The organism is Streptomyces sp. NPDC088246 (genome assembly GCF_044741025.1).
Classification (GTDB): Bacteria; Actinomycetota; Actinomycetes; order Streptomycetales; family Streptomycetaceae; genus Streptomyces.
The window spans coordinates 139010-150726 of sequence record NZ_JBIURV010000019.1 but is presented as its reverse complement, the minus strand read 5'-3'; the positions used below and the strand labels follow the sequence as shown (position 1 = coordinate 150726).

General features: G+C 71.3%; 10 protein-coding genes. 5 read left to right on the top strand and 5 right to left on the bottom strand.

Annotation, left to right across the window (positions count from 1 at the left end):
- Positions 1-66: 66 nt before the first annotated feature.
- Complete coding sequence (locus ACIPEK_RS25620) at positions 67-741, bottom strand: TetR/AcrR family transcriptional regulator (protein WP_402000250.1); 675 nt, start codon at positions 739-741, stop codon at positions 67-69.
- Positions 742-877: 136 nt separating this feature from the next.
- Positions 878-2482 carry a DHA2 family efflux MFS transporter permease subunit gene (locus ACIPEK_RS25615; RefSeq protein WP_402000247.1) on the bottom strand — a complete coding sequence of 535 codons (1605 nt, stop codon included), beginning with the start codon at positions 2480-2482 and terminating at the stop codon, positions 878-880.
- Positions 2483-2661: 179 nt separating this feature from the next.
- On the opposite strand from ACIPEK_RS25615, the gene panB reads away from it, so the two are divergent.
- The 3 genes from panB to ACIPEK_RS25600 all read left to right on the top strand — a co-directional run bounded on the left by panB (position 2662) and on the right by ACIPEK_RS25600 (position 5573).
- Positions 2662-3549: a 3-methyl-2-oxobutanoate hydroxymethyltransferase gene (gene panB / locus ACIPEK_RS25610; protein WP_327275579.1), complete on the top strand. Its 888-nt coding sequence runs from the start codon at positions 2662-2664 to the stop codon at positions 3547-3549.
- 156 nt (positions 3550-3705) lie between these two features.
- The gene (locus tag ACIPEK_RS25605; protein ID WP_402000244.1) at positions 3706-4728 is read left to right on the top strand and encodes an ATP-binding cassette domain-containing protein; all 1023 of its coding nucleotides are present in this window, start codon (positions 3706-3708) and stop codon (positions 4726-4728) included.
- Positions 4725-5573, top strand: coding sequence for an ABC transporter permease (locus ACIPEK_RS25600; protein ID WP_402000241.1), 849 nt, complete (start codon positions 4725-4727; stop codon positions 5571-5573). Before ACIPEK_RS25605 ends, ACIPEK_RS25600 begins: the two co-directional genes overlap by 4 nt.
- 29 nt (positions 5574-5602) lie before the next feature.
- Here ACIPEK_RS25600 and ACIPEK_RS25595 read toward each other — a convergent pair whose 3' ends face one another.
- Entirely contained in the window at positions 5603-8938 is a 3336-nt protein-coding gene (locus tag ACIPEK_RS25595; protein ID WP_402000238.1) for a BTAD domain-containing putative transcriptional regulator, read from the bottom strand.
- A gap of 205 nt (positions 8939-9143) precedes the next feature.
- On the opposite strand from ACIPEK_RS25595, the gene ACIPEK_RS25590 reads away from it, so the two are divergent.
- Positions 9144-9941 (top strand): site-2 protease family protein, encoded by a 798-nt coding sequence (locus tag ACIPEK_RS25590; protein ID WP_402000236.1) that lies wholly within the window; start codon positions 9144-9146, stop codon positions 9939-9941.
- Here ACIPEK_RS25590 and ACIPEK_RS25585 read toward each other — a convergent pair.
- Positions 9893-10111: a hypothetical protein gene (locus tag ACIPEK_RS25585; RefSeq protein WP_383069442.1), complete on the bottom strand. Its 219-nt coding sequence runs from the start codon at positions 10109-10111 to the stop codon at positions 9893-9895. The genes ACIPEK_RS25590 and ACIPEK_RS25585 overlap by 49 nt on opposite strands.
- 96 nt (positions 10112-10207) lie before the next feature.
- Positions 10208-10918, bottom strand: a complete 711-nt coding sequence (npdG, locus tag ACIPEK_RS25580; RefSeq protein WP_402000233.1) for an NADPH-dependent F420 reductase — start codon at positions 10916-10918, stop codon at positions 10208-10210.
- 141 nt (positions 10919-11059) lie between these two features.
- Here npdG and ACIPEK_RS25575 point away from each other — a divergent pair, with 141 nt between their 5' ends.
- Positions 11060-11659 carry a hypothetical protein gene (locus ACIPEK_RS25575; protein WP_402000231.1) on the top strand — a complete coding sequence of 200 codons (600 nt, stop codon included), beginning with the start codon at positions 11060-11062 and terminating at the stop codon, positions 11657-11659.
- The last annotated feature ends 58 nt before the right edge of the window (positions 11660-11717 follow it).

The following is an 11717-nucleotide window of genomic DNA, read 5'->3' as shown; positions in this document are numbered from 1 at the left end:
AGGACGAAAGACGGGGTCCGGCGGGTTCCGGCCAGGTGGGATCTGCGGGGGCTTGTGACAGAACGATCACACTCGGGCGGTCCGGGGGTGCCAGCCGTCGGCGGCGGGCCGGGGGGCGAGGCCCTCGGCCAGAACCCGGATGATGCTGTCGGCGAGATCCTCGGGCAGCGGCGCGTCGGGCCGGTGAATGGTGCGTACGAGCATGGGCCCCAGGAACAGGTCGTTCATCAGTTCCACGTCCAGGTCTCCGCGGAGCTCGCCGGCGTCGACCGCCCGCTGCACGGCGGCCAGCATGGCGGCGCGGCGCGGGGCTATGACGGTGCATTGGTATTCGGACCACAGCTTGGGGTGGCTCTTCATCTGCGCGAAGACGTTGTGGAGCAGAACGGAGGAGCGCTGGGCCAGGCCGCGTCTGCGCAGTGACTCCAGCAGCAGCCGCAGGTCGTCGAGTCCGGCGGTGCCGGAGACGGTGGGTTCCGGGGGCTCGATGTCTCGCAGGACATCGACGAAGAGCTCCTCCTTGCCGCTCCATCGCCGGTAGATGGTCGCCTTGCCGACCCCGGCGGTCCGGGCTATCCGCTCGATGGACAGGCCGGCGAGGGGCTCACCGGCCTCCAGCAGTTCGACGACGGCGTCCAGGATCGCCCGCTCGGCCGCCGCACTGCGCGGCCGGCCCCTTCGCGGTTCCGGATCCTCCCGCACCGGGCAGCCTTGGCCCTGTACCTGCGCCTCTGCCTGCACGTGAATCCACCTCTCGCCGCACCGTCCGCCGTTCCGATTCTCGCCGACGCCGGCGGTGCCTCGGTGAGCCGCCCCAGGGTTCCGGGGCCACCCGGAACCCTGGGGCGGCGATTTCAGCTCTCCGGGGCCGTGGCTGTCACCGGCCCGCCCCGGCATGCACCGACCGTTCGCCCTGTCCGGACTCCTGTCCGGCGGACGTCTTCCCCGGCAGGAACATCGCGACGACGAGAGCGCCCACCAGGGCAATGGTCGCCGAACCGATGGCGGTGACATGCATCGCCTTCAGGAACGCGTCGTTCGCCGCGGCGATCAGCGGGGCGCCCGCGGGGCCCAGCTTGTCCGCGATGCCGAGCGTCGCCTCGATCGACTCCCCCGCGGCCTCCCTGACACCGGCCGGGAGCGCACCGAGGTGCCCCTCGATGCCGCCGCGGTAGACGGTGGAGAGCACCGAGCCGAGCACTGCTATGCCGAGCGCCCCGCCGACCTGCCGGAACGTGTTGTTGACGGCCGATCCGGAACCGGCCTTCTCCCTGGGCAGTGCCTGCATCACCGAGACCGTGACCGGCGTCATCACATGCGCCATGCCCGTGCCCTGGACGAAGAAGAGCACGCACAGCACCCAGACCGGCGTGGTGGCGTCGAACAGTGCGAACGCCGCGAGGCCGAGCGCGACCAGCAGCATGCCGACGGTGCAGACCACGCGGGCGCCGAACCGGTCGACGACCAGCCGGGCCCGCGGCGCGAAGATCATCTGGGCGGCGGCCAGCGGCAGGATCAGCAGACCGGCCTGCAACGCGCTCCAGCCGCGCACGCTCTGCATGTAGAAGGCGGAGAAGAAGGTCACGCCCATCAGCGCGAAGAAGACGAGCGCTATGGCGGCGACGGCCGCGGAGAACGACGGCTCCTTGAAGTACGAGATGTCGATGGCCGGGTGACTGGTGCGCTTCTCGTGCCGGACGAATGCGGCCAGGACGACCAGACCGCCGATGACCGGGAGGAGCACGGTGGGGTCGGTGAAGTCGGCGAGCTGGCCGCCGCGGATGATGCCGTACACCAGCAGGATCAGACCGACGATGGACAGCACGACGCCGAGCGGGTCGGTCCGGCCCGGGTTCGGGTCCTTGGAGTCCGGCACCAGCACCGCCATCGCGATCAGCGCGACGATCACCACGGGCACATTGACCAGGAAGATCGAGCCCCACCAGAAGTGTTCGAGCAGCAGTCCGCCGGTGACCGGGCCGATGGCGATGGCGAGGCCGACGCTGCCGGCCCAGATGCCGATGGCCTTGGGCTGCTCGTCGCGTTCGAAGACGTTCATCAGGACGGCGAGCGTGGCCGGCATGACGAACGCCGCGCCGAAGCCCATCACGGCACGCCAGGTGATCAGTTCACCGGGCGAGCCGGACATGGCGGCGAGGGCGGAACCGACGCCGAAGAGAAGGATGCCGAAGAGCAGCACCTTCTTGCGGCCGATGCGGTCACCGAGCAGGCCCGCGGTGAAGAGGAGTCCGGCGAAGACGAGCGTGTAGGCGTTGATCGCCCACTCCAGCTCGCTCTGGGTGGCGCCGAGGCCGGTGGGTGCGGGGCTGGCGATGGTCTTGACCGCGACGTTCAGGATCGAGTTGTCCAGCACCACGATGAGCAGACTGAACATGAGAACGACGAGGATCGCCCAACGGCGGCGGTGGACCGCCTCGGGGACCTGGGGCAGGGCGGGGCGAGCGCCCGACGATATTGGCATGCCAGGAGCCTATATGATTTCGATACGATACCGTCTCGTATTGTAAAGTCTTTACCGGGTGGGCGCCTCCCGGGGGAGGTATGCGGGCCCACTTCCCGTGGACGGCCGCGGGATGCCACCATGGAACCGGTCCGGGGACGCCGTCAGGGCGCCTCGAGATGACGAAGGAGCCGTTGGCAATGTCGCTTCAGGCTGCGCAGAACAAGTCCGCCGCATCCCCCGCGGGTGCCCCCACCGACAGCAGCAAGGCGCTGTACGGGGGCAAGAGCACCCGCCGTATCTCCATCCATGACATCGCCGCCGCCACCGAGCGCGGTGAGAAGTGGCCCATGCTCACCGCCTACGACGCGATGACCGCGTCCGTCTTCGACGAGGCCGGTATCCCGGTCATGCTCGTCGGCGACTCCATGGGCAACTGCCATCTCGGTTACGAGACCACCGTGCCCGTCACGATGGACGAGATCGCCATCCTTTCCGCCGCTGTCGTACGGGGCACCAAGCGCGCCCTGATCGTCGCCGACCTGCCCTTCGGGGCGTACCAGGAAGGGCCCGTCCAGGCCCTGCGCAACGCAACCCGGCTGATCAAGGAGTCCGGTGTCGGTGCCGTCAAGCTGGAGGGCGGTGAGCGCAGCCACGAGCAGATCCGGCTGCTGGTCGACGCCGGTATCCCGGTCATGGCCCACATCGGTCTGACCCCGCAGTCCGTCAACGCGATGGGATACCGGGTGCAGGGCCGCGGCGAGGAGGCAGCCCAGCAGCTGCTGCGCGACGCCAAGGCCGTGCAGGACGCGGGCGCGTTCGCCGTCGTCCTGGAGCTCGTACCGGCCGAACTGGCCGCCGAGGTCACCCGCACCCTGCACATCCCGACCGTCGGCATCGGCGCCGGTCCCGACACGGACGCCCAGGTGCTGGTCTACACCGACATGGTCGGGCTGACCGGCGGCAAGGTGCCGCGCTTCACCAAGCAGTACGCGAACCTGCGCAAGGTGCTCGGTGACGCGGCGAAGGAGTTCGCCGAGGAGGTCGTGGGAGGCAGCTTCCCGGCCCCCGAGCACACCTTCCACTAGTTCCCCCCGGGCCTGACCAGCAGGAAAGCCCTTGGGCCGATCCTGCGGATCAGGCCCTGGGCAGAGCCACTGCCCGCACCACCGACAGCCCGCCGACATCCCCCATCGGCGGGCTGTCGGCCTGTTGTCGGTGGACTGTCGGTGGCGCCTGGTCCCATGGTGGACATGACGCGAATCGACAAGAACCCCAGGAGCGGCCCGAACGCCGTCGAGGTCCGGGGGCTGGTCAAGCACTACGGCTCGACCAAGGCTCTGGACGGCGTGGACCTCGATGTCCGCGAGGGCACCGTGCTCGGTGTGCTCGGCCCCAACGGTGCCGGTAAGACCACGCTCGTACGCTGCCTGTCCACCCTGATCATCCCCGATGCCGGACACGCCACCGTGGCGGGCTACGACGTGGTGAAGCAGCCCCGGCAGCTGCGCCGCACCATCGGTCTGACCGGGCAGTACGCCTCGGTCGACGAAAAGCTCTCCGGCTGGGAGAACCTCTACATGATCGGGCGGCTGCTCGACCTGCCGCGCAGGACCGCCCGGTCCCGGGCCGACGAGCTCCTGGAGCGGTTCTCCCTCACCGACGCGGCCAGGCGTGCCGCGATGGACTACTCCGGCGGCATGCGGCGCCGGCTCGACCTGGCCGCCTCGATGATCGGCAGCCCGGCAGTCCTCTATCTGGACGAGCCGACGACGGGGCTCGACCCCCGGACCCGTAACGAGGTCTGGGACGAAGTGCAGCGGATGGTCGCGGAGGGGGCGACCGTCCTGCTCACCACCCAGTACATGGAAGAGGCCGAGCAGCTCGCCAATGAGCTCACCGTCATCGACAAGGGCAAGATCATCGCCAGTGGCGGGGTGAACGAGCTGAAGGCGAAGGTCGGCGGCCGCACCCTGCAGATCCGGCCCTCGGACCCGGCGCAGCTGCCCGCGATGGCGCGCGCGCTCAGGGAAACCGGACTCGACGGGGTAGCGGGCGCGCAGGCCGTCCCGGACGAGGGACTGCTGTACGTACCGATCCTCAGCGACGAGCAGCTGACGGCCGTCATCGGCCTGCTCGGCACCCGGGGCTTCTCGCTGGCGCACGTCGCCACCGCCCTGCCCAGCCTGGACGAGGTCTTCCTGGCCATCACCGGCGAGAAGAGCTCCTCCGTCACCGACACGATCCCCGAGGAGGTCGCGGCATGAGTACGACGACTCTGAAGCCCGCCCCCGCCGCGCCCGCAGCGGTGAAGGCGCTCCACGACGAGGGCCGGATCGGGCTGCGCGGCAATCTGCGGCACATCGGGGCGCTGGCGCGGCGCAATCTGCTCCAGATCAAGAAGGATCCGGAGTCGATGTTCGACGTACTCCTGATGCCGGTCATCTTCATCCTGCTGTTCGTGTACGTGTTCGGCGGTTCGGTCGGCGGCAGCATGGGCGGCGGCCGACAGGAGTATCTGAACTATCTGGTCCCCGGGCTGATGGCGATGATGGGCATGAACATCGCCATGGCGGTCGGCACCGGTGTCAACGACGACTTCCGCAAGGGGGTCATGGACCGGTTCCGGACGATGCCGATCGCCCGCTCCTCGGTCCTCATCGCGAAGATCGTGGTCGAGCTCGGCCGGATGATGGTCGCCACCCTGATCCTGCTGGGCATGGGCTTCGCGCTCGGCATGGAGCTGCAGACCTCGGTGTTCGGACTGATCGAGGCGGTCGCGCTGTCGGCGGTGTTCGGCGCCGCCATCATGTGGATCTTCATCCTGCTCGGGCTGGCCATGAAGACGGCCCAGGCGGTTCAGGGAATGGGGGTGCTCGTGCTGATGCCGCTCCAGTTCGGCTCCTCGATCTTCGCCCCGACCAGGACGATGCCCGGCTGGCTCCAGACGTTCACCGACTACAACCCGCTGTCCAATCTGGCGGACGCGGCGCGCGGTCTGATGATGGGCGGACCGGTCGCCCACTCGGTGTGGGTGACGCTCGGCTGGGCCGCGGTGATCACCGCGGTGATGGCGCCGCTCGCCGTCGCCAGGTTCCGCAAGAAGTCCTGACCGGCGATCCGGCCGGGATCCGGCCGGCCTCAGTCCCGGTACGCGTCGACGAGGGCGGTGGCCTCCTCCAGGGAGAGGCCGCCGCCCTCGGCGTACGCGGCGTCGTAGGCGGCCCGGCCGAGGACGGCGACGGCCAGTTCCTCCGCCTTGGCGTAGTCGTGCCGCTCCATCGACGTCGGCACGTGGCCCTTGGACAGCAGCCCCTTGCCGGCCCCCAGCAGCCGGGCCGCGAGCGCGGCCCGGCGCTCGCCGCCGAGTCCGCCCAACGCCCGTGCGAGGGTGACGAGATGGATGACGGACATCTGGGGCGCCACCATCTGCGACAGCTGGTCCTGGGACCGCGTCAGCGCCTCCAGGCCCCGGGGCAGGGCCTGGGCGTACAGCCCGTCCTGGTTGTCCAGCCAGGCCATTGCGCCCAGCACGAACCCTTCGAAGATCGCCACCGTCTCGGAACGGAACTCCTCGCGCAGCGCCGCCAGTTGCTCGCGCGCCTCGCCCGTACGGCCGCTGCGGCCGAGCCACATGGCGAGATAGAGCCGGGCGGCGGGCATCGCCTCGTGACCCGCCTGACGCCCCTCGGCGAGCACCTGCCGCAGGATCGTCTCGCCCTCGTCACCGCGGCCCAGTTCGGTGAGCACGGACGCGTATCTGGCGCGCAGGATCGACACCTGGGACTGGGCGCCGAGCTTCTCCGCGAATCCGATGGCGGCCCGGAAGTCCTCGGCCGCGCGGGTGTACTCGCCCCGCTTCTCGTTGGCCTCGCCCCGGGAGGAGAGCGATTCGGCGGCGCCCCAGTCGTCGCCGAGCCGGGTGAAGATCTCCAGGCTCTCGTCGGCGTCCGCTTGTGCGTCGCCCGCCCACTCGAACCGGTTGGCCAGCATATTGGCCCGCATCTGGAGGGCCGCGGCCAGCTCCCACTCGTAGCCGAACTCCCGGCTTGCGCGCACCGTTTCGTCCAGCAGCTCGCGCAGATCGCGCATTTCCCCGGTGAGCAGGACCGCGAAGAACCAGAGCGATGCCGGAGTACGGCAGGTCTGCGGCTGGCCCACCCGGTAGGTACGCGCGATGACGCGCAGCCGGGCCATGCTCTTCTCGTCGGTCCACTCGTCCTTGGCGTGGTCCATGCTGACCAGCCGGATCAGGGCCACCTGGCGCCGGGCCTCCTGGAGCAGCTCGGGCCTCATGGGCGGCGGCGCGTCGGTGCAGCGTTCGTGGAGGGAGGGTGCGGGCTCGACGGGCGGGGCGAAGGGGTCGGGGCCCAGTGCGGCGGCCGCGGCGGCCCATTGCAGGGCGTCGGTGCGCAGATCGCGCATCTGCCAGTACCAGAACAGCGAGAGCACCATGCACAGCACCTCCTGCTCGTCGCGGGCGGCGACGGCGCGGCGCAGGGCGGTGCGGAGGTTCTCGTACTCGCGCTGGAGGAGGTCGATGACGGACCGCTGTCCGGCGCCGCGGAGTCCGGGCTCCGCGGCACGGGCCAGCTCCCGGAAGTACACCAGGTGGTGCCGTTCCACGGTGTCCCGCTCCCCGGCCCCGTCGAGCCGCTCGGCGGCGTACTCGCCGACGGTCTCCAGCAGCCGGTAGCGCATCTCGCCGTCGTCGGCGGGCGCGGCGACGACGAGGGACTTGTCGACGAGCGAGCCGAGCAGCCCGGCGACCTCGCGCGCGTCCTGCGGCCCGTCCGCGCAGACGACCTCGGCCGCGGCCAGGGTGCAGCCGCCGGCGAAGACCGACAGGCGGCGCAGGACGGCGCGTTCGGCGGCGTCGAGGAGGTCCCAGGACCAGTCGACGACGGCGCGCAGGGTCTGCTGACGGGGCAGTACGGTACGGGCCCCGCTGGTGAGCAGGCGGAACCGGTCGTCGAGCCGGTCGGCGATCTGGCGCGGGGTGAGCATCCGCAGCCGGGCCGCGGCGAGTTCGATGGCGAGCGGCAGTCCGTCGAGGCGGCGGCAGATCTCGGCGGCGGCAGCCGCGGTCTCCTCGTCCGCGTCGATCCGGAAGCCTGGCTTCGCGGCGGCGCCGCGGTCGGCGAGCAGCCGTAGCGCCATCGGGTCGGGCAGCGGGTCGACGGGTCGGACGAACTCGCCCGGTACCCCGAGGGGTTCACGGCTGGTCGCGAGCACGGTGACCTCCGGGCAGTGGGCGAGCAGATGGTCGGCGAGGGCGGCAGCGGCCCCGACGAGGTGCTCGCAGTTGTCCAGGAGCAGCAGCATGCGGCGCCGGGAGCAGTGCTCGGTGAGGCGTACGAGAGGGTCGCCCGCGTTCCCCTCGGCGACCCGGAGTTCCTCGGCGCCCGCTCCGCGCAGCACGGTCTCGCGGGCGCCGAGCGCGGTCAGCACGGCCTCCGGTACGGCCTCGGGGTCGTCGACGGGGGCGAGTTCGGCCAGCCAGACGCCGTCCGGCCAGGCGGGCCCGACGGATTCGGCGACCTCCTGGGAGAGCCGGGTCTTGCCCGCGCCACCGGGGCCCAGGAGGGTGACGAGCCGGGCGTGCGAGAGGTCCTCGCGCAGGGCCTCCATGTCGTCCTCGCGCCCGACGAAGCTGGTGAGTCTGGCCCGGAGGTTTCCCTGCGGGGCGGTGGGGGTCCGGGTACGGGAGGGCCGGTGCGGCTCGGCCGGCACTGCCGCCGCGACCGGTTGCACCGGGTCCTGGCGGAGCAACTCCGCGTGCAGAGAGCGCAGTTCGGCTCCGGGGTCGGCACCGAGGCGGTCGGCGAGTACGGTGCGCACCTCGTCGTACGCGGCCAGCGCCTGCGCCGTGCGCCCGGCATCGCGCAGGGCCCGCAGCCGCAGCGCCTGGAGGGGTTCGTCGATCGGGTGCTCGGCGCAGAGCGCGACCAGTTCGGGCAGGGCCTCGTCCGCGCGGCCGAGCGCGAGGGCCGCGGCGAGCCTGCTGCGGCGGGCGTCCAGACGCCGGGCCGCCCAGCGGGCCGCGACGGCGCCGCGGTCGGGCAGATCGGCCAGGGCAGGTCCGCGCCACAGGGCGAGCGCGTCGTCGAGCACGGCCTGGGCCTTCGCCGCGTCGCCCTCCTCCAGTGCCCGCGCCCCCTCCCCCGCGAGCCGCTCGAAGCGGTACAGGTCGACCGCGTCCGGCTCGGCGGCGAGCCGGTAGCCGCTCTCCGCGGAGGTGATCGCGGCATGGCCGAGGGCCCGCCGCAGCCGGCCGACGAGTGCCTGCAGGGCGCCCACCGCGTCGGCCGGCGGGTCGCCGTCCCACACCTCGTCGACGAGCACGGCGGCCGGAACGGTGCGGCCGGGACGCAGCGCGAGGACGGAGAGCAGGGCGCGCAGCCGCGCCCCGCCGATGGCGACGGCCGTGCCGTCGTCGCGGAGTGCCTGGGTCGTCCCGAGGATGCAGTAGCGCACGCGCCTATTCTCCGTGACCGGGACCGGGAAGTGGACACACGTACGACCGTGTCCGTGTTCGCTGTGTGCCGGGATCGCTCGTCATGCTCCCACCCTTCACGGAACCACCGCCCCGACGCGAGACGTTTGTGACGTGTCGCCTGTACGGTCGCTCTCGCCGACCGCCATCCCGCCCCCTTTCCGGCCAGCCACCAGGAGTTCGCCGATGACCACCGCAGCAGCCCGCAGCGACCGGCGGATCAGCCCGGTCTTCCTCGGGATCGTCGCCGTGATGGCGGTATCGGGCTGGGCGGTGTGGACGGACTTCGCGCAGCGGCCCGAATTCCCGCTCTTCCTCTTCGTGACGGCGGCCTGGGTGGTGTCGCTCTGTCTGCACGAGTACTCCCACGCCCGCACCGCACTGCACAGTGGCGACACGACAGTCACCGCCAAAGGCTATTTGACGCTCAATCCGTTCGCCTACACCCATGCACTGCTGAGCATCGTGCTGCCGGTGCTGTTCGTGATCATGGGCGGTATCGGCCTGCCCGGTGGTGCGGTCTTCATCGAGCGGGGCCGGATCAGCGGGCGCTGGAAGCACAGCCTCGTCTCGGCGGCCGGTCCGCTGACGAATGTGCTGTTCGCGTCTGTCTGCACGGCGCCGTTCTGGCTGCACGCGCTGGACGGCGTCCCGGTCGTCTTCCAGTACGCGCTGGGCTTCCTGGCACTGCTGCAGGTCACCGCGGCGATCCTCAACTTCGTCCCGGTCCCGGGGCTGGACGGTTACGGAGTGATCGAGCCCTGGCTCTCGTACCGGATCCGCCGGCAGGTCGAGCCGTTCGCCCCGTTCGGGCTGATCGCGGTCTTCGGCATCCTGTGGATCCCCGAGGTCAACCACGTGTTCTTCGACGCGATCCACGCCCTGCTGCGGGTACTGGGTATCAGTGAGTTCACGACGTACTGCGGTTTCGACGCCTACCGCTTCTGGCAAACGGCCGATCCGGTCTGCACGCTCAACCTCTGACCGGCGGTCTGTGCACGCTGCCGGCGCAGGTAGAACCACGCCATGTTGGACGAGAGCCCGGCCAGCAGCACCCAGACGATCCCGAGCCAGCTGCCCTGGACGAACGAGATCACGGCCGCGACGACGGCCAGGACGCAGACGGCGATGGCGTAGAGAGCGAGGCGGGGCATGGGGGGCGGCTCCTGTCCGGGGTGATGCACGGTCCCGTCCAGTGTCCCCCATGCCCCTTTCCGCTCGCCGCAGGGTGCGCCGGGAACGTGTCCGGCTCAGACGTCGGTGGTACGCAGACCCGCGTGCGCCTTGTAGCGGCGGTTGACCGAGATCAGGTTGGCGACCAGCGACTCGACCTGGTGGGCGTTGCGCAGCCGCCCGGCGAAGATGCCGCGCATGCCGGGAATCCGGCCCGCCAGCGCCTGTACCAGGTCGGTGTCGGCGCGGGCCTCGCCCAGTACCAGCACATCGGTGTCGACCTCCTCGATCGCCTCGTCCTGAAGAAGCACCGCCGAGAGGTGGTGGAAGGCGGCGGTGACCCGGGACTCCGGCAGCAGGGCGGCGGCCTGCTCGGCGGCGCTGCCCTCCTCGGGCTTCAGGGCGTAGGCGCCCTTCTTGTCGAAGCCGAGCGGGTTGACGCAGTCGATGACGAGCTTGCCCGCGAGCTCGTCGCGCAGCGTCTCCAGGGTCTTGGCGTGGCCGTCCCACGGCACGGCGACGATCACGATGTCGCTGCGCCGGGCGCACTCGGCGTTGTCCGCGCCCTCGACGCCGTGGCCCAGCTCGTCGGCGGCGGTCTGTGCGCGGTCGGCGGCACGGGAGCCGATGATCACTTTCTGCCCGGCGCGGGCGAACCGGTAGGCGAGCCCGCGACCCTGCGGTCCGGTGCCACCGAGCACGCCGACGGTCAGCCCGGACACATCGGGGAGGTCCCAGGGGTCCTTGGCGGGGGGCTTGGGCGCACTGCCATTGTCATTCGTAGTCATGGCTTCGACACTACTGCCCGCGTCGGAGGCGAACGCTCCGTCGTCGGCCGCGCGATCCGGATCGCTCCGCATGGCCCGTTCGGATGGTTCGGCCGTCGTTCACCGGTGGCGGGGCCAGGCCCTGGGGCATGATGCCGGGCCATGGATGCCGTACGCGTCGCCCTGCTGCGTGAAGTGCTCGCCGGGACCGAGTGGCCCGCGGCGGCCCGGCGGTTCGCCGGGGCGCTCAGGTCGTCCGTCGTCCCGCACCGCGGCGGGCTGCTGCTGGTGGGGACTGCGGTGTACGAGCCGTGGCATCTGGCGGCCCATCTGGTCGACGAGTCGACCTGGTCCGGGCTGCCCGAGCTGACACCCACCCTGGTACGCCACCGGGTGGAACCGGGCGATCCGGCGCATCTGGCCGTCGGTCTGTGCAGGATCGAGGCGGCCGGGCGGGGCGAGACGCTGCTCCTGGTGGCCCCGGAGCGGCCCGGCGCCGGGCTGCTGGAGCGGGTGCACGGAGCCCGCCGGGCCGGAGCGACGGTGCTCTCGCTGGACGACGGTGACCCGGAGGTGCGGGGGCTCGCCCACGAGACGCTCACGGTGACCGGCGGCGACGATGTCGATCTGGACACCGTGCAGCATCTGGTGAGCGCGGCGGCCGGGGAGAACAGCGCCCCCGCACCGCGCGGCCGCCGCTTCCGGGACCGGCTGTCCCGGCTCGCCGACCAGCTGACGGCGCCACCACCTGCCCGGTGGTGAGAGTCCGGGGTACCGCGGCGGGACCGGCCGGCCGCCCCGGCCGCCGCCAAAATCTGTT